The sequence below is a fragment of the Streptomyces sp. NPDC058008 genome (assembly GCF_042886395.1).
Lineage (GTDB): Bacteria > Actinomycetota > Actinomycetes > Streptomycetales > Streptomycetaceae > Streptomyces.
The window spans coordinates 35,918-58,407 of sequence record NZ_JBHVQX010000012.1 but is presented as its reverse complement, the minus strand read 5'-3'; the positions used below and the strand labels follow the sequence as shown (position 1 = coordinate 58,407).

Below are 22,490 nucleotides of genomic sequence, written 5' to 3'. Positions count from 1 at the left end.
CGGCGGTCCTCGGCATCGGCTGCGACGAGCACGGAACGCATCGCCGGCCGGGTCGGCAGGCCGGTTCCGGGAGCCGGACCGCCCGGCCGCCGGCCGAGGCGGACCGCACCCACCCGCACCCACCCGCCTCCGCACCCACCCGCCTCCGCGCCCACCTGCCTTCGCGCCCACCTGCCTTCGCGCCCACCCGCCCCGCACGCCGCGTCTCCGGCCCGCCGGCGCGGGGTTCACGCCCCTGGACTGCCCGGAACCCGATTCACCGTCATCGACTGAGCCGCAGAGAGAGTTCGAGGAGGCCGGAGTTGGATTCGAGGAGGCCCGAGATGGAACCGGTACACGTCACCGTCTGGAACGCTGCCCCGGGGACCGGGGCGAGTACCGTCCCCGCCGTCTTCGTGCACGGCATCTTCACCTGGGCCGAGGACGCCGCGTACGGATTCGCCGCCCAGCGCCCGCTCGAGGCGGGGCGCCCGCTGCTGCTGGTGGACCGGCGCGGATACGGCAGCTCTCCCGACACCGCCCGCAGCGACTTCGAGACCGACGCCGACGACATCGTGAGGCTGCTCGACGGCTGTCCCGACGGGGCTCATCTGGTCGGCCATTCCAACGGCGGGCTGGCCGCGATGCTCGCCGCCGGGCGGCGCCCCCGGGCGGTGCGGTCGCTCGCCCTCATCCAGCCGTCCGCCTTCAGGGCGGCCCCGGACCATCCCGCGGTGCGCGAACTGCTGGAACGGGTGGAGAAGCCGGCCGGCCCGGATCAGCCGACGCGGCCACAACGCACGGGCCCCCGCCAGGAGGAGCGGCCGGAGCAGTGGGACCCGGCGGAGTACCTGCGTCTGTCCACGGAAGGACTCGGCATGCCGATGCCGGAGCCGACGCCCGCGAGGCTGCGCGCCGTCGCGACGTCGATGCGTGAGCGGCCGGTGTGGGAGGCGGACCCGCCGTTGGAGCCACTGGCCGCCGCTCCTTGGCCCAAGCTCGTCGTTTCGGGTACCTGGGAGGACGCCCCGGAGCTGTACCGCCGGTACGCCGGGGAGCCACTGATGGCCTGCGCGGAGGCGGTCGCCGACCGGATCGGCGCCCGGCGTCTACGCGTGCCGGGCTACTACCCGCACACTCAGAACCCGGCCGAGGTCAACGCGGCGCTGCGAGGGTTGTGGTCATGACGGGGACACGGGCCGCGCCCGGGACAACCGCCCCGGGGAAGCACGGCGAGGTTCTCCCGCCCGGAGAGTGCCGAACTCCTCCAAGCCGCCGCCACTCCTGCCACCCGGTGCTGCCCGCCCCGTGAACACGCGCCGTTGCTCGCCGCGCAGGTGTAGCGAGCCGGGGGAAGGTGCCTTCCGGCACGGTGCGCGCGCGGCGGCCGACGAGGGTGAGCAGCACCGGCCACAACGGGAGGAGCGGGTCCTGGTCCGGCCGGCTGGGAAGGCCCTCGCGCAGGCCTTGGTGCGGGGGACGGTGCGGTACAGGCCCATGCGCTGGCGTGGCTTGCCAGGTCGTACGAGGTCATCCCGGACCAGGCCCCGTGCAAAGGAAGCTCCGCAACTCCCTGGGCCGGGCCGTGCATTCCGCCCCTCAGCAACGGGACCAGCCGTCACCCGACTCGGCCCAAAAAGGCCCTGAGAAGTCCCACAGACGAAGCGGAATCCCCTCCTGGCTCGCATATGTGCAGGTGAGGTGGGGATTCCCTTTCCCTTACTTGGAGCTTTCAGGTGTCGTGGAAGAGGTCAGCCAGCGTGGTGACCTGCCGCGATGAGGGGTCGTTGGCCGCTGACCTGCGCGAATGGCCTTTCAGGTGTTTCGTGCTCGTGGCGGTTGATAAAGCCCGAAGTCCCAGGAAAGTCCCAGAGGACTCCCATGGCTGACGGACGCCCTTTCAGCTCTTCTCCTATGACAATGCACGTTCCGCCGGTCAGTCAGCGAGTCCAGGGCAGGTCGCCGTCGACCTCGCCGCTCAGGGGGACACTCAGGACGGTGTCGGGCACCAGGTCAACCGTACGCGTCGGCGGTGCAGTCCAAGGAAGGTCGCGCTCGCCGTACGCCTCGGCTGGTCGGTCGACCGGCGTCGGACGCCCTCGGTGACTCCTCGACCTCTCGCGTGCGGCCCTCGCACGAGCACCGGGACAGCCGTCGGCAGGTGGGTCGTCGGCAGGTGGGTACTGAACTCGGACGGCAAGCCCTGATGGACGCACAGGAAAGGCAACTGCTCCGGCGGCAGCAGAGGCTCACGCGGACGAAGCTCGGGGAGTTGAGGTCAGGACCGTTCAGCGTCTGCCGCTCCGGGTGATCATCTAGGATCGGCGCACGGCGCGCTCATGCCCATCGACCCGGCCGCACCGGACCGGGAGCCTTCCTGCTGTCCAGCCCGGGGCCGGTGGCCGCGCGGCAGTTTCTGTTCGAGCAGGTGCGGCAACGGGCAGCGTGGTTCGGCGAGGAGCGGGACGGGGACCGGGAGCGGGACGGGCGCTCGCCGGCCAGGAGCGCTCGGTGCTCGGAGTCTCGCGGCCGGCCTCACCGGCGAGGTGGTCGCCCACAGGCTTGGGGTGTCGGTGCGCACCAGCAGCCATGTGACGGCGGTGCTGATGTACCGTCTGGTGACTTTCAGTTGCTGTCAGTTGGGTGCACTGCAAGCCGAGCGGGGCCGCTCGTCGGCTGAGCTGACCCGGACGCGGAGCGCACCGTGACGCGCTGTCCCGGAAGGTCAGCCGCGCAGGTAGGCCAGAACGGCCAGTACCCGGCGGTTGGTGGCGTCGGACAGGCTCAGGTCCAGTTTGGTGAGGATGGAACCGAAGTGCTTGCTGACGGTGCCCTCGCTGACGTGCAGGGACGCGGCGACGGACGCGTTCGACTGGCCCTCGGCCATCAGCGCGAGGACCTCCTGCTCACGGGGAGTCAATTTGGCCAGTGGGTCGCGACGGTGGCGCAGGAGCTGGCGGACGACCTCGGGGTCGACGACGGTCGCGCCGGCGGCCACCCGCTGGAGGGCTTCCACGAACTCCTCGACGTTGCCGACGCGTTCCTTGAGGAGATAGCCGACGTGGGTGCCGTCGGAGGAGTCGAGCAGCTCCTCGGCGTAGGCGCGCTGGACGTACTGGCTGAGGACCAGGATGGGCAGCCGGGGGTTCTTCTCGCGCAGTCGCAGTGCTGCCCGCAGCCCCTCGTCGGAGAACCCGGGCGGCATCCGCACATCGGTGACGACGATGTCGGGATCGTGCTCCGCGACGGCTGCCGTGAGCTCGTCGGCCGTACCGACACCGGCGAGTACCTGGTGGCCGAAGCGCTCCATGAGCCCGACGAGGCCCTCCCGCAGCAGCACGCTGTCCTCGGCCAACACGATGCGCAACATCTGGTTCCTCTGTCGGGCTATCGGGCCGGCGGGGCGTCAGTTCGGCGGTCCGGAGCCTGGGCACAGGGCACGAGGAGGCGGAAGACCGTGGGCCCGCCGGACGGTGAGGACACTAGCAAACGCCCGCCGAGGACCGAGATGCGATCCGCGACCCCCTCCAGCCCTGTGCCGTTGGCCTCATCCGCGCCCCCCACGCCGTTGTCCCTCACCTGGATGACGAGTCGGCCTTGGTCGACGCGGGCCTCGACGCAGGCCCGGGTGGCTCGGCTGTGCTTGGCGACGTTCGCCAGCGCCTCGCAGACCGCGAAGTAGACGGCGGACTCGACCGCCTCGAGGAACCGGTGAGGCAGGTCGAGACCGAGTTCGACGGGGACCGGGGAGCGGTCGGCGATATCCTCGATGGCCGCGGCCAGACCCCGGTCGGTGAGGACCCGGGGGTGGATGCCCTGGATCAGCTCCCGTAGCTCGACCAGAGCGGCCTGGGCCTCACCGTGGGCCTGGGCCAGGAGCCCGGCGAGGGGCTCCTCGCGGGCGTCGAGGCGCGCCAGGCCCAGCCGCATCGACAGGGAGACCAGCCGCTGCTGGGCGCCGTCGTGCAGGTCGCGTTCGATACGGCGGCGCTCGGCCTCGAAGGCGGTCACCAGGCGCATCCGCGACCGGCTCAACTCCACGACCCGTACGTCGTCCTGATGGGATGACACATCCAGGAGGAGCCGGGTGAGCTGTGCGCGTCCCACGGCGAGCAGGCCGAGCGGGTAGGCCAGCACGGGGAGCAGGAGCAGTCCGGCCAGGGCGACGGCGAACGCCGCCGGGTAGGAGTGGACCAGCCACAGCTTGATGACACGCGCCTCCTCCCCGCCGCCGGCCGTGGCCATGACCAGGGGGGTGGAGATGAGCCCCCCGCTCACGCCGAGGACCGTGCCGATGACCGCTGCCTCCAGGGGCCACAGGAGGCAGCCGAACAGGAGGGCGTAACTCAACTCCCGCCAGGTGGAACGCTCCTGGAGGCGGGTGCGCAGCCAGGCGGCGGGCCCGGTGCGCGGCGGGTCCTGGTGGGCGTCGGCCAGTGGCACGGCCGGATCGATCAGGCGCAGCCGGCGCCGCTCCACATGCCCGACCGGCAGCCCGGCGAGGACCAGCGTCAGCAGGAGAGGCACCCCGACGAGGACCACGGTCAGCAGGCTGCCGGCCAGCGCGAGGACGAGCAGACAGGCCAGCAGAGCGGCGCCCAGCGGCACACTGGTCAGGAAGTACAGGGCGCAGCGCCACGGCCAGCCGCTCCGGAGGTACCGGCGCTGGTGCAGGGCCTGCCAGAGGCTGGGTGAGTGCATGGGGGGCACGATATGAGGCCCTTATCGCGCGGACCACCCAGCGAGCTCCACCATCGGACCGGTAGCGGGCTCCCCGTAAGGACGGCCACCAGGTGCGATGTGCGCGGAGGGTGCCGCGGGGCCGGATGGGGGCAGTGGGCAGCCGCCCGTTCCTGTACGAGGGGGAGGGGAACGGGTTGTTCCGGCAGGAGGCCATGTTCGCGGTCGTGCCCGTCTGACTGACGCTGGTGATCGTGTTCCTGCGGCCCGCGGTGGAGCCCGCGGTACCGGTGGTGGGGACGCTGTTCCCTTCGCAGTCCGGTCTCCAGCGCGTCGGCGATCGCGTCGGCCAGCTCCGTCATGGACGAGGCGCACGGCCCGCCGAACCGTTCCTGGCGGCCGGGGTACCGGGTGGCCGGCACCTCCAGGCCGTCGGGCAGCAGCCCCGCCCAGCGGTCGAACAGCGTCGCGGTGCCGCCGGCGAGCGGCAGGCGGACCAGGCGCAGCCGGGGTGGCCCGCTGCGCGCCGGGTACCTCCGGAACCACGTTCTCGCTCTTCCCCTGCTGAGGACCGTCATTCCGCGCCGCCCTCCCGCCACCCCGCGGTGGCCGTGTCCGTCCCTTCACGGTGCGGGCCGTTGCGGCGGTGACCTGACCCGACCTGACCTGACCCGCGGCGGGAGGCTGCCCACGCACGTTCCTTTCGCCTTCGGGCACTGCCCTCTCCCGCCCGGGGCGGGCACCGTGCACGCAAGGGTGGAGCTATCTCCACCCCGAAGACTCCGCCAGGCTGCGATGTGCGCCGGCTCCGGGCTCGATTGAGTGGACACCATGAATCAAGCAGCCGTCCGACTCCGTTCGGTCACTCGCTCCTACGGCAAGGGCGCGAGCGCCGTGACCGCCCTGGACAACGTCTCCCTGGACATTCCCCGCGGCACGTTCACCGCTGTCATGGGGCCCTCGGGCTCCGGCAAGTCGACCTTCCTCCAGTGCACCGCGGGTCTTGACCGGCCGACCGGCGGCCAGGTGCTACTCGGGGAGACCAACCTGAGCCGGCTGAGCGAGAAGAAGCTCACGCTGCTGCGGCGGGACCGTATCGGCTTCGTCTTCCAGGCGTTCAACCTGCTGCCCTCGCTCACCGCCGAGCAGAACGTGGCGCTGCCGCTGCGGCTCGCCGGCCGCCGCCCCAAGCGAAGCGATGTCCTGGAGGTGCTGGCGAGGGTGGGCCTGCGCGAGCGGGCCGGGCACCGGCCCAGTGAGATGTCCGGCGGTCAGCAGCAGCGGGTGGCGCTCGCCCGTGCTCTGGTCACCCGGCCGGAGGTGCTCTTCGGTGACGAGCCGACCGGCGCCCTGGACACCACCACCAGCCGTGAAGTGCTCAGGCTGCTCCGGCAGATGGTCGAGCAGGGACAGACCGTCATCATGGTGACGCACGACCCGGTGGCCGCCTCCTTCGCGGACCGGGTGCTGTTCCTCACCGACGGCCGGGTCCACGACGAGCTGTTCGCCCCAACGGCCGAGCAGGTCGCCGCGCACATGACCGGACTGGCGGCCCTCCCGTGCTGAAGCTCGCTCTGCAGGGAATGCGGGCCCGCTGGGCCACGTTCGTCGGCTCGTTCATCGCCCTCGCCCTCGGCGTCGGCCTCATCGCCACCACGGGGCTCACCCTCGCGGCGACCTTCAGCGCCCCGGAACGCGGGCCCGAGCGGCTCGTGAGGGCGCCGGTCGTCGTGAAGACCTCCGGCCTCATCCGGGCGGACACGCCCATCGGGGAACGTACGCAGACGATCACCGACCCCGCGCCGGTCCCGGCCGCCGTCACCGCGAAGCTCGCGGCGCTCGGCAGGACCGTCGAGGACCGCACCTTCCCCGTGTCGGGCCCCGGACTCGGCGAGGACACGGTCGGCCACCCCTGGTCGGTCGCCGCGCTCACCCCCTACACGCTGACCGCCGGACGCGCACCCTCGGCGCCCGGCGAGGCCGTCGCCACAGGGGACGCGCTGCGGCCCGGCACCCGGTTCCAGGCCGCCACCGCCCGCGGATCCGAACAGGTCACCGTCGTCGGGACGGTCGCGTCGGCCGGCTTCGAGAACGCGCTGTTCTTCACCGACGCCGAGGCCGCGCGGATCTCGCCCGACGTGGACGCCGTCGCCGTGCACGCCCCGGCCGACCGGGTCGAGGCGGCTGTGGGTGCCGGGTTCGACGTACTGACCGGCGACGAACGCAGGCGCGCCGACCCGGACCCCGACCGGGACGAGGAAGCCCTGGTGTCGGTGAACGCGCTCCTCGGCACGGCTGCGGGCGTCACCGGCTTCGTGTCGGTGTTCGTCGTCGCCTCGACGTTCTCCTTCGCGGTCGCCCAGCGGCGCCGGGAGTTCGGACTGCTGCGCACCGCCGGTGCCACCCCCGCCCAGGTGCGGCGGATGGTGTTCACCGAGGCGTTCGTCATCGGTGTGCTCGCCTCGGCGGCCGGCTGCTGGCTCGGCTCGGCGGGCGCGCCACGGCTCGCCGCGTGGATGGCCGACGTCGGCATCGCTCCCTTCTGGTTCCGGATCGGCGAGCAGACGTGGCCGCTGCACACCGCGTTCTGGACGGGCTTGATTGTCGCCCTGAGCGGGGTGGTCGTCTCCTCGTGGCGGGCCGGCCGGGTCGGTCCGACGGAGGCGCTGCGCGAGTCCGCGATCGACTCCCGCGCGATGCCGGTGAGCCGCTGGCTGATCGGCGGCGCGGTCCTGGCGACCGGCCTCGGGCTCCTCTCCCTGGCCCTGCTGGAGAACCCGGGCGACGTCCTGAAGCGCAAGACCTACGTCACCCAGCCGATACTGCTGATCGTCGGCTTCGCCCTGTTCGCGCCGGTCCTGGTCAAGCCGCTGACCCGGCTGCTGACCTGGCTGCCGGCCCGGCTTCCCGGCGCGACCGGCATGCTGGCCCGGGAGAACGCATCCGCCGGGGTCCGCAGGACCGCCGCGGTCGCCGCCCCGGTCATCATCACGGTGGCCCTCGCCGCCTCCCTGATGGGCACCACCGCCACGATCAGCGAGGCCAAGGCCGGCGAGGCGCGGGAGCAGATCACCGCGGACCTGGTCGCCACGGCGGGCGGGGAGGGCCGCGCGCTGCCCGACGAGTTCGTCCGGCGCGCCGGGGCCGTCCCCGGCGTGACCGTCAGCGCGACCCGGTCCACCGGGGTGACCGTCCTGGAGGATGGGGTCGCCCTCGTCAAGTCCGAGGCCAGGGCGGTCGATCCGGCGGCACATGCCGCCGTCTCCCACCTGCCGGTCGTCGCGGGCCGCCTCGCCGACCTCGACGACGACAGCATCGTCGTCAACGAGGAGTGGCTGACCACGAAGGTGGGCGGCAGCGTCTCCGTCTGGCTGGGCGACGGCCGCAAGGCCGACCTGCGCATCGCGGCGGTGCTCTCCACCGGCACAGGCAGCAACGGCGTCTACCTCACCGAGCGCAACGCCGCCGGTGCCCCCGTCGACCGGGTCGACCTCGCGTTGCCCGAGCGCGGCGCTGACACCGCGGCCGCCGCACTCGGCGCCGCCGCGAAGGCGACCGGCGTCCAGCTCCTGACGGGCGACCGGTGGGTCGAGGTTCACTACCCGCGCTCCAGCGAGGACACCCGGCTCGGCCTGTGGATGATCCTCGGCATCGCCCTGATCTACACGGGCATCGCGCTCGCCAACATCCTGATGATGGCCACCTCTGACCGGGTCCGCGACCTCGCCTCGCTGCGTCTGACGGGCGCCACGAAGGGGCAGGTGCTGTGGCTCGTCGGGGTCGAGGCCCTGGTGGTGGTCGCGGTCGGCGCGGTGCTCGGGGCGGTGATCGCCGGGGTGAACCTGCTAGGCGTGTGGAGCGCCCTCGGCCTGCTCGACGTGTGGTCCGACGTCGTGGTGCCCTGGGGCACGGTCGCCGCGGTGATCGGCGCGAGCGCCCTGCTCGCGACAGTGGCTTCCGTGCTGCCTGCGTCGTTCGCGCTGCGCGTCCGGCCGGTCGAACTGGCGGGCATGCGCGAGTGACCGCCCGGTACCGAGACGCGCCCCGCGCCCCGGCACCCCGCGCCCACTCCCTGACAACGCGGGAGGCCGGCAGGCGCTGTGACGAGCGACCGATCCACCCTGCCCCGACAGGCCCCCGCGCCGGGGCCCTGGGCCCGCGCAGGAGCGTCCGGCCCCCGCCGGATCGCCATGGACCTGACCGCGCCGGTGCCCGAGTCGGGACCGGCCGTGGTCGTGGAACCGAGTCGGGACCGGCCGTGGTCGTGGTCGTGGAACTGGACGTATACGAAGGCGAGGTGACCGCCCTGCTCCGGGAGCTGCTGGGCGGCCGGGGGCGGCACCCCGCCGTCGAGCCCGACCCGGTGCGGGCGGCCCGACTGAGCCTGCGCTTCCTGGACGTCGAGGCCGTCACCGCCGACGCCACGTCCCTCCCCGGTGTGCTCACCCGGCGGGGGGATCGCGGCGGCGGATGCAGGTCCGGCCATCGCGGTTGCCTGTGAGACCTGCAGGCGATCGCTAGCCACGCCACAAGGGGTCAGGAGACGCAGGCCGCAAACGCCACATTGGCGTCGACACCGCCGGCCTTCTACTGGCCGTACTGGTCACCGCCGCCAGCGTCTCCGACAACGTTGGTGGTATCCACCTGCTCTCGAAGATCGCCGCAGGCCACCCCAGCGTCAGGAAGGCGTGGGCCGACACCGGCTACCGCACCAGGGCCATCGACCACGGTGCCACCCTCGGCATCGACGTCGAAGTCACCCGCCGCGACCCTGCCCAGAAGGGCTTCAAGGTGATTCCGCGGCGCTGGGTCGTCGAGCGGACCTTCGGTTGGCTTATGCACCACCGTCGTCTCGCCCGCCAGTACGAGACCCACCCCCACCGCTCCGAAGTCATGATCCGCCTCGCGATGATCGACCTTATGAGCCGCGGGCTCACACGAGAGTCAACTCCGAATTGGAAGGACTCATAGCTGCCGGGCCACGCTGACACGCGCGTTCTCGCCCCTCATCGCCTGCGGCCAGCGGCCAGCGGCCATCGATGACACCCGCCACCCCGCGGTAGGTGCCACAGGCGTTCTCCCGCTCCGGCAGCCACCAGTGATCGGACGGCGACATGCCGACTTCCTGGATTCCGCACAGCGTCCTGTCGAAGATGCCGAAAGCGTGGAAGACGTCGGTGGGAAGGCCGTTTGCGACGGCCCTCTCCCGACGCATGCTCATGGGCAAGTACGGCGGCCGCGAGACCTCGAACCACTCGCCACCCACATGGGTGGCGGCGTAGCACCAGGAGCAGGACCAGTTCTCCTCTTCCCACACAGTCGGCAGCGTCGGCCATCGCCACATCGCCCGTCCACACACGTCGCACTCCACGGGCGGATCCTCACACGCCTTCGTGCGGGGCCCCAACCCGCTGACACCGCGCGACTTACCAAACACCCCCGTCGGGACAAAACGCTCTTTTAGGGGGCATATTCGGCCTTTTCCCGAAGTGGTTGCCGAAGTTTTCTCAGAACCGTTCCTGGGGCTGTCGGGGTTCTACGTGATCAGGCCATCGGGATCGGTCAGGGGGTGGAACGTGGCTGGCCTCCGGCGCGTCGCTCTGCCCGGTATCGAAGCAAAGGGGGACTGCGAGGAAGTGAAGCCTCTCTGGTGTTCGCTTGTGGGCCGTTGCTGAGTGGCTTGGAGCTGTGCCGGGGTGGCACCGTGATGGTCTGGCTGCTTTTGTTCGTTGCTCTTGGGAAGCGTGCCGTGACAGCATTCGGTAGGTGTTCGATAACGGGGATGATGTAGCGGAGCCGCCTGCCCAGCGTTCGAAGATCGCCGACTTGGTCAACTGGCCTGCTCCCGGAGCGCCACTCGCACCGTATGAGGCGCAGGTGCCGGGCCCTGCCGCGCCACCAGATCATCATCTGATGGCGGCGGCTCGACGTGAGTTCGCCGTGTTGCTGGGTGAGTTCCGGCGCACGGCGGTGTTGGTGCCGCTGGATGAGGCCGGTGATCTGTGGTCGGCGGAGCAGAACGGTGTGCGCTGGATCTGTGCGTTCTCGGATGGGGAGGCGCTGGCCCGGTTCGCGCTGGCTCGTGGGGACGCCGGGCGGGAGTGGACGTATCAGACCGTTCTGGGTGCGCGGTTGCTGGATGCGATAGTGCCGTTGCTGCCGGGTCCGGCGGGGGCGGCGCTGGACGCGGGCAGTACTGATGGCGGGATGTTGTTCCCGCCGGTGGCGGGCATCGTGCCGGACGTGGTCGCGGTGGATCTCGGGGGGACGCAGTGAGCGCGGAGAACGCAGATCTGCAGGTGCCGCCGGAGGCGTTGGCGGAGATCGCGAAGGGCATCGACCTGGCGCATGCGGAGCTGAAGGAGCTCGGGTTCATTGGCCAGGCGTCGATGGGCCGGGGCTTCTCTGATCTTGCTCTGTCGGGGCTGGAGTTGGGGCATGGCGGGCTGACGTCGGAGTTCGAGACGTTCTGCGACCGCTGGGAGTGGGGTGTGCGCACCCTGACGCAGAAGGGGAACGGCTTCGCCCTCGGCGTGGGCCTGTCGGCGGGCTCGTATGCGGAGCAGGAGCAGTACGTCAAGGACTCGATCAAGATCGGTGTGAACTCCCTGAACGGGAATCCGCATGCGTCCGAGGACGAGGTCAAGGCGATGACCTGGGACACGATCAGCACCCAGTCCGCCTACGACAACCCGGACTACAGCCGCGAGTCATGGGACGCGGCCCACGCCGAGGTGAAGCAGACCTGGAAGGACACCGCCTACGACGTGGACGACGCGTTGCTCGACTCGATGGAGCGCAACGGGCTGCTGGACCCAGAGATACGGGACGCCGCGGATGAGCGGCTGCGGGAGCAGCTGGATCCGTCGCAGGAGACGATCGATCAGGCCGAGCAGCCGCGGTGGGGGGAGAGTCGCTGATGGGGGACTGGGGGAAGTTCGTCGGTGACCTGTACGACGGTGCCGGCGATGTGGTCGACAAGGGCAAGGAGATCCTCGGTACCGGGATCGACAGGGGCACCGATGTGCTCGGTCGGGTCTGGAGAAGGTCGGTGCCGACGAGTGGGCCGACAAGGTCGAGGACTGGGGCGATGAGACCGCCTCCTCCCTGGGTGCGGAGGTCAGGGAACAGCAGCTCGATCAGACCGAGGAAGCAGATGAGCTGATCCATGGCAGGCCGGAGAAGATCAGCGCGGCGGTGAAGAACCTCCGCGACTTCCAGAAGGCGTTCGATCTCGTCGGCGGCGGAATGAAGAAGCTCGACTCCGGTCACTGGAAGGGCGAGGCTGCCGACGCCTTCCGAGCCAAATTCCAGACCCTGCCCACCGACTGGCTGCGGGCGGCGGACGCGTTCGAGGACGCGGCCAAGGCGCTGGAGACGTACGCGGGGACGGTCACCAGCGCGCAGGCCAGGGCTGGCGAGGCGATCGCCCTGTACAAGGAGGGCAAGCAGGACTACGAGACTGCGGCGGCCGCTTTCAAGGAGAAGGCGGAGGCGTACAACGCGGTCCGCAACACCGATCACCCCCTCCCGCACCCGGGAAAGTTCTCCGACCCGGGCGCGGCCAAGCGCCAGCACGCGCACGAAATCCTGCAGCGCGCCCGGCAGGCACGTAACGAAGCGGCCGAAGCCGCCAAAAGCGCGATCACGGCCGCGATGGCACAAGCTCCGAAGGAGCCCACCGGCCTGGACCGGGCCAAGCAGGAGTTGTTCGACTACGGGGTCGGCCAGGGCATGGAGCTGGCGCACTTCGGTGGCGGTGTCATCAAGGGCACCGCGGGGCTGGTGAGCTTCGTCCGCTCGGTCAACCCGCAGGACCCGTACAACCTGACGCACCCGGCCGAGTACTACAAGGGCGTCAACATGACGCTCGCAGGCCTCGCCTCCACCGCCGCCAACCCCGACCGCGCGCTCAAGAACGCCTGGGACGCCGCCAAGGGCGACCCCTCCGAATTCATCGGCCGGCTCGTCCCCGAACTCATCGGCACCAAGGGCGGCGGCCTCATCAAGGGCGGCCTACGAGCCGGAATGAAAGACCTCCTCGAACGCCCCAAGGGCAAGAACCGGCAACGCGATGCGGTCGCATGTTCGGTGCCGGCCTGCATACCGATGCCGCCGCTGTGGAGGGGGCGGAAGCAACGGAGCGATGCGCGTCCACAGGTCATCGGGCACAAGATCGCTGTTCACGCCCGGCAGCGTGGCGGAAGATCCCAGTTGAGGTGGGCCGATTGACCCGGCAAGCTCGTCTGATGAGTCAGAGCAGACAACCGGGTGCCTGGGACGGCCCCTTCTATCGAGTCCGTACAGAACATTTCGAGGCCGCGTTTGTACCCAATGCCGGTGAGGACGTGGAGTCCGTAGACAACGTCGACGTCTTCGTCGACCTCCCGGATGGCTCTCGATGGAGCGCGACCATTATCACTCTCGCCCAGGTCGAGCTTGTGATGGAGAGGTGGGCGGCAAGCGGGGAAGCCTTGGGAGGTCGCTACTTCTGGGTCTCGGACGGTCTCATCGTCCGCGATGCTGGTATCAGCAACATGACCCAAGTACTCGTCGGCCTGGTTGAGAACGAGGAGTTCGCGCAGGTCCTTCAGCGACTCGACGGCTAACTGGTTCCGGCGGTCACCAAATCCTGATTCTGAAACGGTCAGTTACTCCTTTTGTGTCAGCGCGGGGCCGAGGAACGGACTGGGGGTTCCATGCCAGAAGACATCCACGCTGTCCCGAGCTCTAGTGGCTGCGACGAACAACAGGGATCGAGCGCGCTGCATCTCATGGCGATACCGCGCCGGATCGCTTGTGCGCAACCGGCTCACCGCATCGCGCGGAACCAGCCTGTCCGCGATGCCCGCGATGATCATCCGCTGGTACTCGAGCCCCTTGAACCGGAACATCGTGCCGATATGTACCCCACCGTCTCCATGCGGACCGTCGGCTCGGATCTCTACGGGCCGGATTCCGTGTAGCCCGAGCGTGTAGCCGATCTCTGAGGCCATCTGGTTCGTCGGCACACAGATGGCGATTTGCTCGTGTGGAATGCTCAGACCAGGATCGGCGTCCCATTCCTTGATGAGGGCTGCGATGCCTTCACGCTCTGTGACCCAGTCGGGGAATGAGTGACCGGACGGCTGCCGTCCGCTGAGCACGGACCGGTAGCCGGCCAGCGTCTCCTTGCTGCCGTCGAGGTCGTCGTAGTTCGTCTCACCCAGCACGTCGAGCGCGGAGCGGAGGATCTGGCGCGTCGTGCGGTAGCTCAGGCTCAGCTTCGACGACCGGCCCCGGATGTTGATGCCCAGGCTGCCCAGCGTCACCTGATTCTTGTAGATGCGCTGATGGGTGTCGCCGACCAGGAACAGGTCGTCCGCTTCCCGAGGGACCATCGCACGCAGCATCTTCCAGTGAGCGGGGCGCAGATCCTGCGCCTCGTCCACCACGATGTGCCGGTACCGATAGCGCAGCCAGCCGCCCGAGCCGTCCTGGAGGTGGATGTTGTCGAGACCGCCGGCCTCCTCCCGTTGGCGCGCGATGGAGAGGATGCGCTGCTCGCGTCCGAGCTCCAGGCGGGCGGCGCGTTCGGCTACCTGGTCCCAGGTCTGACGTCCGAGCCGGTCCAGGCGCTGGGTGAAGCGTTCGGCGAGCTGCCAGATCTCGGCACGCTCACCGCGGGTAAGGTTGCGGCCGCGTCCGGCCCGCCGCGCACGGAAGTAGTCGGTGCGCGTGGCGACGGCCTGCCCGAGGATGACCTGTGTCCATTCGTCGTGCAGGAACTCGGGGTCCCAGCCCTCTTCCCCCAGTTCGTCCAGCAGCGCCCGCCATTCCCGTACGGCCTGGCTGTCATCCATCACCTGCTTGCCGCTGCCCGGCTCGGCCTCGCGCACGATGCGGAGGGCCAGCTGGTCGACGTGGCTGACCTCGACGCGGGACAGCAGCTCCTCGCCGCCCAGTTCAAGGAGTCGGGATCTCAGGTCCGCAGCGAGGTTCTTGTTGTAGGTGGTCAGTAGAACTGGCTTGTCGCGACCGGGCCGCAACTGCCGCACCAGATGACGCACCCGGTGCAGGGCGACAATGGTCTTGCCCGTGCCCGGGCCCCCGCCGACCCGCGCCGGTCCCGAGTAGCGTCGTTCCACAAGCTTGGCCTGCGTGGGGTGGAGGAAGACCTTCCACCGGCTGAAGTCGCCGCCTTCCAGGGCCTCTCGGAGCGCCTCGTCGGAGGTGGTGACCACGGTGGCCGGGCGCTGCGCCGCGGCCTGGAAGTCGTCGGGGTCGACCGGTTCGGCGGCGGCGACGGGCGCGGTCACCTGGTCGAGGACGTCGTCGTACGCCTTGCCGTCGAAGAGCGCGAGCAGCACCTCACCGGTGAGCTGGGGCGCATACTCGACCAGGCCGAGCAGTTGGTCTTCGGTGGTGAGTGTCCGGATAACCGGGAGCAGCGGTACGGCGACTCCGAGCTCCGACAGTTGGGTGTCGGACCAGGCCGGGAAGAGCTCCTGTGACTTGGCCGGTTCAGGCGCAGCCGTCGGGGTGACGGGTGGAGCGGGAAGGCGGCGAAGGATGCTCTCCTCCACGACCTCCAGGTCGACGTACTCGATGCCACCGGTGACCCGGTTGACCCCTGCCGACAGTCGGTCGTAGACGTCCTTGCGGTGCTTGACGGAGACGATCAGCCAGTCGTCGTCGGCCAGCCGGATCAGCAGCGCCCGGTAGTCGTCGCTGACCCGCGCCGACCACAGCCTGCTGTCTCCCTTGAGCTGCTGGAGTTTCAGACCGGTGGTATGTGGATTGGTCTTGAACTTGTGCTGGAAGTCGAAGAAGGCGCCCTTGACCGTGCGAGGGAGCTTGAGGATCTCCTTGTCGGCCTTGTCGAGCAGGCGCAGTGTCACGCCCGAGGCGGTCATCGTGTGCGCTCCCCGTCGTCGGTGCTGTCGTGGTTCGTGTCCTGGCCCCGTCCGGTCAGCCAGGCAATTAGCTCCGTGGTGTCCCAGGCAGTCGCCGTACGGATGTCCCAGCCGGCTGCCGTGAACGCCTTGTCCCTGTCAGCGGCCTCGTGATCGGGCTCAAGGCCGTCCTCACGGGCGGCGAGAACGACGCCGATGCGCGCTGCGGGCCAGGCTAGTTCAGCCTGCCACCCCCGCTCGTCCAGCTCATAGCCGTCCTCGGGCGCCGGTACCCCTGCGTCGGCCAGGGCCCTGGCCAGCTCTGCGAGGCCTGCCTCGTCGGGATCGAGGTATTCCAGCACGGGGTCCCACCCAGGGGCCCGGCCCGTTGTCGTGGACACGGCCGTCTTTGCGGCAGGGGCTGTCGGAGCGCTGTCACGGACGGCGCCGACCTCCACTGCGGACGCAGTGGTTCCGACCAATGTGGGCTCCGCCTGGGTGATCTCGGTCCGGGTGGACGGCAGCCATCCTTCGCCCCCGGTCACGGTCAGTACCTCGGTGGCGAAGCCGTCGAGCAGGCTGGTGGTGAGCTGGGCGCTGTCGCCGCCTCCGTGGTCCAGGAACTGCAGCACATTGCTCCAGTACAGCCAGGCCCGCCAGCGCCGCCGGTGGGCCCCTGCGTCGGCCATGGCCTCGGCGCTGTCGTCCAACACGGTCAGACCGGTCCACACGGGTGGGGTGCGCCTGCCGTCCGCGGCCAGGACGAGTCGGCAGCCGGAGGCGTCAGGCCCGTACATCAGTCGGATCGGTCCCGCCGCGCCCGTGGCCGTCTCACCTCGCAGCGCCGATCGAAGTGCCGACCCCAGGTCTTCGTTTCCGAGGGCGGCGCCTCGCGCGCCGGCGGCGCCGCTGAGTCCGGCGGCCGCCGCCTCGGCCCGCCGTTGCCAGCGTGAGGCGTCGGGGGACCGGAGGTACGCGAGCAGCAGTCGGGAGGGGTTGACCCAGATGGCGTCGGACAGCTCGCCGGGCAGCCCTCTGCCGATGCGGCTGTAGTAGTCGCGTGCCCGGTTCTGCGCCTCAGCCGGGTAGGGCTCCCAGACCGGGGCGACCGGACCGGCGCTCGCGTATCCGGTGTCCCGTACGCGCTCACGCCACTCCTTGACGTCGTGGTACGTCAGCTGGAACACCCGTAGTCCCTCGCTGCGCAGTCCGGTCCGCTTCGTGGCGTCGTCGGCCAGCCGGTTGTGCGAGGGGGTCGCGTGATAGGCGTAACCGTCGAGGTAGACGGCGAGACGGGGGCTCGGCGCGTCGAGGCGTTCAAGGAGTATGTCGGGCCGTGTGCCCTCCATAGCGCGCTGCTGCGAAACACGCCAACTGACGGTCGTCCCATCGTCCCCCGTCAGTCGCAGATCGAGGGCGTACGTGCCGGCCGACGTGGTGTACGCGTCGGCTGCCGCCCTGGACTCGGTCAGCCTCGCCCACTCCTGGAGCGTGTCGATGAACATGATTTCGAGGTCGCTCTCGGCCTGCCGCTCAAGCGGGATATGCCGAGTCGTCGCCACGGGTGACGTCCGCCAGCGGGAACCGTCCTCGCCGAGGAGGTCCTCCAGCATCTGCCGTACTTCATTGCGGCTGACCTTGTCGTAGTCGGCCGCAGGCACGCGGCGCAGCAGGCACTGGTGGCAGCCGTCGAGGCCCTTCTCGCGGCAGCCGCAGTTCTCGATGACGTCACGTGCCTTGAGCAGCACCTCCCGGAAGCCGTCGGCGGAGGCGAGCCGGTGCAGGTACCCGGTGCCTCCTGGCAGGCGGTCGTAGACCACGAGGAACCGCCGCGGCCAGTCGGAGCCGTCGACGCCCGAGTGATCGGGCATCGTCGCCTCGGCGATGTCGATGTGGTCGGGATCGCCGCCGTACTGTGCTGCGATGCCCGCGAACAGCGCGGCCGTGAACGATGCCAGCCGTTCCTTGGCGCGGGCCACGGAGGCGGGCAGCAGAACGCGCACCGCCTCCGTGCTCAGCTCGTGCGCCAGCAGCAGTGGTACGTCCTGGCCATTGCCCTGCCGCTCGTCCGCGGAAGCTCCATTGACTCGGCGGCGAGGACACCACAGCAGGTGGTGGGCGGCGGTCGAGGTGCTCGCCGCCCCCGACTCCGTCAGCGCGTGCTGCTGCACGTCCACGACGGGCCGGCCCTCCGCCGTAGTGCCACCACAACTGGTGCACACATAGAAGGGATTGAGCCGTACATCCTCGCCGGCAAGCGGTACCGTGCTGCTGCCCTCTTCGCGGTCCAACCCCAGGTTGAACGTGCGGATCTTCGCCTGACGCGTGAAGTCCACTCCGAACACAGCGGTTTCGTGCCGCCACGAGCCGGGGGTGATCCGCTCCGGATCGATGTCGACCGTTGTCAGCACCGCGTAGCGCCGACGGTCCCGCTCGTCACGGTCGTCCCGTACCCGGGCATCGTCCCTCTTGTCGCGCGAGACGACGCGCCTCGGCTGGAGTACCTGCTGCACGCAACCCGCGTCGGCGATCTCCCGTCCTCCACAACGGGGGCACGGACGGGTGTCGTTCCCGGCGTTGTGGTGCGTACGGGCGTAACCGCATGCGGGGCAGAGCCGCCACTCCGCCCAGGCCCGGCGGTCTGGGGTGCCGACGTCGAGCGCGCGCACCACGTGACGGTAGCCGTTGACGTAGAAGCTGTTGCCGGGAGCCAGTTCAGTCAGGGCCAGCTTGCGGGAGCGCTCGTAGTCCCTGGTCTCGCTCCGGTAGATCCGCTTGGCCGGGTCCGCGGCCGCGCCCGCCGACGGGGCGGCCTCTTCGTCGTCCGGGGTCTCCGTCCAGTACAGCGTCGCTTCCAGCTGCGTGGTGGTGTCGGTGAGGCTGTAGTTCGGCAGCAGGCCCAGTTCCACGAGGGTGCCGTGGGCACTCGACTGGCTGAGTTCCCGCAGCAGATCCCCGGTGCTGCGCCGTTCGGCGAGCAGTTCCCGGCGTTCGCGGTCCTGTACGGCGTCCGTACGGACCAGGTGCTCGGCGGCCTCGTCGATCGCCGCGATCCTGCGACGGAGCTCCTCGCGCCGCCCCGTCCAGTCCTCTTCCGCTTCCTGCAGCGCTCTGACGATGCCGCCCGTGGCGTACGCCTTCAGCTCCTCCGCCGCGTAGGCCGAGACGCCCCCGCCATCGGAGCCGTCCGCGTCGCTGCCCGCCGGAAACAGGCCGAGGAACTCGTCCACCAGCGCGGCACCGTGGGTCTGGGCTGCGTCCGCCAGGTCCTGGCACCAGCCCGTGGCGCCGAACAGGGCCGAGGACAGCCCGGGGACAGGCGCGAGCGATTCACCGTCGGAGGTCCGCAGCTCGCCGATCGCCGCGAGGTCCAGCAGCCGTGCTGTGTACTGACGGCGCAGGATCTCCACGGCCGACAGATAGCAGCCGGGAGGCAGGATCGTCCCGGCGATCATCTCGCGCGGCTCGTCCAGGTAGTATAGGTCCCGGGCCTTGCGGCCGCCGAAGGCGACCACGAGCGCATTGCCCGTACGACGGCCGGCGCGGCCTGCCCGCTGCACGTAATTGGCGGGACCGGCGGGCAGGGAGCCCAATAGGACGGCGGACAGCTCTCCGATGTCGATGCCGAGTTCGAGCGTGGGCGTACAGGACAGCACATTGGGATCGGTGTAGTGCGTACCTGCCTTGAAACTGCGTTCGACGCGCTCACGCTCCGGCCTGCTGAGCATGCCTGTGTGCTCCGCGGTGACCACGCGGAACGTCCCGCCGGTCAGATAGAGCCGACGGTAGTAGTCGCCGGTGTAATCCCGCTCGCGGGTCGCCGAGCCGAACCCCGAGGCGCTGGAGCCGGTCCGAGGCATACCTGGTTGAGGTGCGGTCAGCAATCCCTTGCACCGGTAGCGCGGGCAAGGGTGCCCGTACCAGCGGGTCCGGCGCTCGGGTGCCACCACCTGCTGCCAGCCGCAGTCCTCGCAGCTGACGAAGGCCTTGTTGACGACGGAGTCGTCGAGCAGCCGCGCCTCGATGTGTCCCGGTTGTAGGCCGTAGAGACGCGTTTGCCTGTCACGTGTGGTGCGCACGGCGAGCACTCGCTCATCGGCGAGGGCGGGCAGCAGCTTGCGCAGGTACTCCGTGGCACCGGCCGCGTCCAGTTCCAGGCAGCGGCGGGTCCAATCCTGGTACCAGCCCAGGCGTCCGGTGATCGCGTCGAACTCGGACTTGTCCTTCTGCCCGTCCAGTAGGAAGCGGGGAGGGGCGATGCCTTCGGGGAACGCGGGCATGCCCTCCGGCCTGCGACCGGAGATGAGGTACCGGTTCGTGCCGGCTTCCTTCATCCACGTGTCGAGCCAGCGGTGGTGCACCGCACCGCGCAGTCGCAGGCGCTCCAGAAGGCCGCGCACATAGGCGAGGTAGCGTTCGGGCGTGGGCAGCCCGCCCGTGACAAGGAGTTGGCCCGGCAAGGACAGATGGATGTCGCGGACGAGGGACATGACCCTGTCGGGCTCCGAGACCACAACCTCGGCAGCGGCCGTCCGCGTCAGCTCCAGGGTGCGCCCCATGCGGCTCCGCAGCCCGAACTCCATCACGGTGGCGAACGCGAGCCGCTCGCCGATCAGTTTCCACGTTCGCGCGTCGCCGGTACCGCGCCCCGAGAGCAGGCGGTCGACCCCGGGCTCGTCGTGGAGGTCGGGCGGTACCACGGCGGCCAGGGCCTCCGGGTCGTCCACGGACTCCAGCACGTGCCCGATCAGGTCGTTGAGGGCGGTCGGGGCACCCGACTCGTCCAGGTTGTGCGCGAGCAGCGAGCGCAGCGAGAACTTGTACGAGGCGTTCGCCACGTATCCGGCCCGGTGCGCCGCATCCTGGGTGGAGTCGTTGAAGAGCAGACTCTTCCGCTCTTCCGGTACGAGCGCGATGTCGCCGCCCGTGAACAGCTGGGTGACGGTCGCCGAGGCGAGGGCGGCCTGCGCGGTGCCCAGGAAGCGGATGCTGTTGTCGGTGTGGCAGGCCGGGCAACGGTCGTCCTTGGCTGCCCGGTCGGCCGACTTCTTGTCGAGCACCGCCAGCGCGAACCAGGCGTCGACCAGCTCGCCCGCGTCCGACGGCGTCGGCAGCCGGTACGTGGCCTGCCCGCCGTCGAGGACCACCACGGACAAGGGGGCGACTCCGCTGCCGTCCGACGGCCGCGCGCCGGTCAGGGCGTCCAGTGTCTGCTGCCGCTCGCTCTGTGTGGCGGCGATGAAATAGCGGATGCGCCGCTTGTCCCGGCTCACGGCGGCCCGCCAGATCCGGTCCTGTGCCATGACCAGCTGCTGGGGATCCGCCTCGGGGGACAGCGCCGCCCAGCCGGAGCGGCCGCAGTTGCGGCAGTACACCGCGGGCAAGTGCACCTCGGCGGGCCGGACTGCGGTGTCGGCACCTGGCAGCGGCCGGGCCGAGGCCGACGGCCAGCCGGCGGACGAGCCCTCGGCGTCCTCGTCGGCGACCGGAGCGGCATGGAGAGCAGCCCGGCGGGCCGCGGTGCGGTCGTCCTCGTACCAACGGAACTCCGGGGACGACCCCACGCCGCGCAGGACGCGGGTGACCGGCCGGACCCACAGATGCGCCTCGATGTGCAGCAGCGGCCGTGGCCTGCGTTCGTCGGACTCCGGGTCCCGCGCCGCCGACAGCAGTGCGACGAACCGGGACAGCGCCTGAAGGACGAGCTGCGGATTCTCCCGGGCGGTGCGCCCCCACGCGTACCCGAAGCGGGCCAGCCGGTCCCGCAGCCCCCACTCGTCCAGCGGCTCCCCGCCGAGGAGAGACAGCACGCCGTGGGTGAAGTCGTGGCGCTTCAGCAGGCGCCCGACACGGAAGGCATCGAGGCCGGCGCGGCCCAGCAGCTTCTCAGCCAGCCGGTCCAGGTCGAGCAGGTCGGGCTGCGCCTCCACACCGGGACCCCCCGAGAACTCGATGACCTCCTGCGGCGTCGGGGGCTCAGGGAGCTCGTAGTCGACGGCGCCCGTGAACTCCTCGGCCGACATCCGTTCCTCGCCGACCACGGCGTCGGTGGGGAAGGGCATTCCGAACACCCTGGAGGCGACGTCGAGGATGCCCCCGGCCTCCTTGCCCGGCGCACCCTCACCCAGGGTCGCCGACGTCGCCACCGGACAGATCGATCCGAGCGGCCTGCCCGGCCGCGACGCACCCGTCGCGGCGGCGAGCCGCCGCAGCAGCATGGCGACATCGGTGCCCTGCGCTCCGTCATAGGTGTGGAACTCGTCTAGCACGACGTACGCGAGGTCGGCGCCCTCCCACAGCGAGCGGTCCTCGCCCCGCTGGAGCAGCAGATCGAGCATCTTGTAGTTCGTGATCAGCACGTCCGGCGGCGAGATGCGCATCTCCTCGCGTCGCGTTATCACCCTGCGGAAGTCCGTGTCGGGTCGGTCGCCGATGTAGAGACCGGCCGTGACTTGCGCCAGCTCCGGTCGGGCCAGGTAGTCGCCGATGCGGCCGGCCTGATCGGTGGCGAGCGCGTTCATCGGGTACAGCAGGACGGCCTTGATGCCCCGGTGCCCTTGGGCCCGCTGCCGGCGGCAGTGGTCGAGCACCGGGATGAGGAACGACTCCGTCTTGCCGGATCCCGTCCCTGTGGTCACCAGCGTCGGCCGGGCGGGACCGTTGAGCGTGGACAGGCGGGCCCAGGCCGTGGCCTGATGCCGGTACGGGGCGAAGCCGGGGAACCTGGCCGTCCACTCCAGCTCACGTTGCCAGCCGTCGTCGGCCACGTGGAACGGGGTCCTGATCCGTAGGTACGGCCCCCGGAAGATCCCCGTTTCGGGGTGCCCCAGGAAGCGCTCCAGCGCCCGCCGGGTGTCCTCGTCGGCGAGGGCGTACGTCGTCGTGAGGTACTGCGTCAGACTGCCGCGCAACTGGGCGGCGGCCATGGTGGGCTTCACGACGGTCCCCTTTGCGTTG

At 70.3% G+C, this 22,490-nt stretch carries 13 protein-coding genes and 3 pseudogenes; 9 read left to right on the top strand and 7 right to left on the bottom strand.

The window, feature by feature from the left end; all coding sequences use genetic code 11:
• Positions 1 to 323: 323 nt before the first annotated feature.
• Positions 324 to 1,166 carry an alpha/beta fold hydrolase gene (locus ACFVS9_RS14425; RefSeq protein ID WP_389932140.1) on the top strand — a complete coding sequence of 281 codons (843 nt, stop codon included), beginning with the start codon at positions 324 to 326 and terminating at the stop codon, positions 1,164 to 1,166.
• Positions 1,167 to 2,704: 1,538 nt separating this feature from the next.
• Here the strand turns inward: ACFVS9_RS14425 and ACFVS9_RS14420 are convergent.
• The 3 genes from ACFVS9_RS14420 to ACFVS9_RS14410 are packed head-to-tail and all read right to left on the bottom strand — an operon-like array spanning position 2,705 to position 5,237.
• Positions 2,705 to 3,349, bottom strand: a complete 645-nt coding sequence (locus ACFVS9_RS14420) for a LuxR C-terminal-related transcriptional regulator (protein ID WP_383116501.1) — start codon at positions 3,347 to 3,349, stop codon at positions 2,705 to 2,707.
• Positions 3,350 to 3,366: 17 nt separating this feature from the next.
• Positions 3,367 to 4,680, bottom strand: coding sequence for a sensor histidine kinase (locus ACFVS9_RS14415; RefSeq protein WP_389932138.1), 1,314 nt, complete (start codon positions 4,678 to 4,680; stop codon positions 3,367 to 3,369).
• Complete coding sequence (locus ACFVS9_RS14410) at positions 4,593 to 5,237, bottom strand: thioesterase II family protein (protein ID WP_389932136.1); 645 nt, start codon at positions 5,235 to 5,237, stop codon at positions 4,593 to 4,595. Before ACFVS9_RS14410 ends, ACFVS9_RS14415 begins: the two co-directional genes overlap by 88 nt.
• Before the next feature lie 253 nt (positions 5,238 to 5,490).
• Here ACFVS9_RS14410 and ACFVS9_RS14405 point away from each other — a divergent pair, with 253 nt between their 5' ends.
• The 4 genes and pseudogenes from ACFVS9_RS14405 to ACFVS9_RS14390 form a co-directional block, all read left to right on the top strand.
• Positions 5,491 to 6,225 carry an ABC transporter ATP-binding protein gene (locus ACFVS9_RS14405; protein ID WP_389932134.1) on the top strand — a complete coding sequence of 245 codons (735 nt, stop codon included), beginning with the start codon at positions 5,491 to 5,493 and terminating at the stop codon, positions 6,223 to 6,225.
• Positions 6,219 to 8,681: an FtsX-like permease family protein gene (locus tag ACFVS9_RS14400; protein WP_389932132.1), complete on the top strand. Its 2,463-nt coding sequence runs from the start codon at positions 6,219 to 6,221 to the stop codon at positions 8,679 to 8,681. The genes ACFVS9_RS14405 and ACFVS9_RS14400 overlap by 7 nt, the downstream gene beginning before the upstream one ends.
• Before the next feature lie 248 nt (positions 8,682 to 8,929).
• Positions 8,930 to 9,160, top strand: a complete 231-nt coding sequence (locus ACFVS9_RS14395; RefSeq protein ID WP_389932130.1) for a hypothetical protein — start codon at positions 8,930 to 8,932, stop codon at positions 9,158 to 9,160.
• Between the two features lie 32 nt (positions 9,161 to 9,192).
• Positions 9,193 to 9,630, top strand: a pseudogene (locus tag ACFVS9_RS14390) (transposase); the annotation flags it as partial.
• Here the strand turns inward: ACFVS9_RS14390 and ACFVS9_RS14385 are convergent.
• Positions 9,593 to 10,030 carry a hypothetical protein gene (locus tag ACFVS9_RS14385; RefSeq protein ID WP_389932128.1) on the bottom strand — a complete coding sequence of 146 codons (438 nt, stop codon included), beginning with the start codon at positions 10,028 to 10,030 and terminating at the stop codon, positions 9,593 to 9,595. The pseudogene ACFVS9_RS14390 and the gene ACFVS9_RS14385 sit on opposite strands and share 38 nt — an antisense overlap.
• Positions 10,031 to 10,572: 542 nt before the next feature.
• On the opposite strand from ACFVS9_RS14385, the gene ACFVS9_RS14380 reads away from it, so the two are divergent.
• The 3 genes and pseudogenes from ACFVS9_RS14380 to ACFVS9_RS14370 all read left to right on the top strand — a co-directional run.
• Positions 10,573 to 10,935: an SseB family protein gene (locus tag ACFVS9_RS14380; RefSeq protein ID WP_389932126.1), complete on the top strand. Its 363-nt coding sequence runs from the start codon at positions 10,573 to 10,575 to the stop codon at positions 10,933 to 10,935.
• Positions 10,932 to 11,579 carry a hypothetical protein gene (locus ACFVS9_RS14375; protein WP_389932124.1) on the top strand — a complete coding sequence of 216 codons (648 nt, stop codon included), beginning with the start codon at positions 10,932 to 10,934 and terminating at the stop codon, positions 11,577 to 11,579. Before ACFVS9_RS14380 ends, ACFVS9_RS14375 begins: the two co-directional genes overlap by 4 nt.
• A 118-nt stretch (positions 11,580 to 11,697) precedes the next feature.
• A pseudogene (locus tag ACFVS9_RS14370) lies at positions 11,698 to 12,279 on the top strand (putative T7SS-secreted protein); the annotation flags it as partial.
• A 447-nt stretch (positions 12,280 to 12,726) separates the two neighbouring features.
• On the opposite strand, the pseudogene ACFVS9_RS14365 reads toward ACFVS9_RS14370, so the two are convergent.
• Positions 12,727 to 12,846 (bottom strand): annotated as a pseudogene (locus ACFVS9_RS14365) (IS5/IS1182 family transposase); the annotation flags it as partial.
• A 62-nt stretch (positions 12,847 to 12,908) separates the two neighbouring features.
• On the opposite strand from ACFVS9_RS14365, the gene ACFVS9_RS14360 reads away from it, so the two are divergent.
• Complete coding sequence (locus ACFVS9_RS14360; RefSeq protein ID WP_389932122.1) at positions 12,909 to 13,268, top strand: hypothetical protein; 360 nt, start codon at positions 12,909 to 12,911, stop codon at positions 13,266 to 13,268.
• Positions 13,269 to 13,310: 42 nt separating this feature from the next.
• Here the strand turns inward: ACFVS9_RS14360 and ACFVS9_RS14355 are convergent, their stop codons facing one another.
• Together ACFVS9_RS14355 and ACFVS9_RS14350 are read right to left on the bottom strand one after the other, a co-directional pair.
• Entirely contained in the window at positions 13,311 to 15,554 is a 2,244-nt protein-coding gene (locus tag ACFVS9_RS14355; protein ID WP_389932120.1) for a UvrD-helicase domain-containing protein, read from the bottom strand.
• Positions 15,551 to 22,471: a DEAD/DEAH box helicase gene (locus ACFVS9_RS14350; RefSeq protein ID WP_389932118.1), complete on the bottom strand. Its 6,921-nt coding sequence runs from the start codon at positions 22,469 to 22,471 to the stop codon at positions 15,551 to 15,553. The genes ACFVS9_RS14355 and ACFVS9_RS14350 overlap by 4 nt, the downstream gene beginning before the upstream one ends.
• Positions 22,472 to 22,490: the final 19 nt, after the last annotated feature.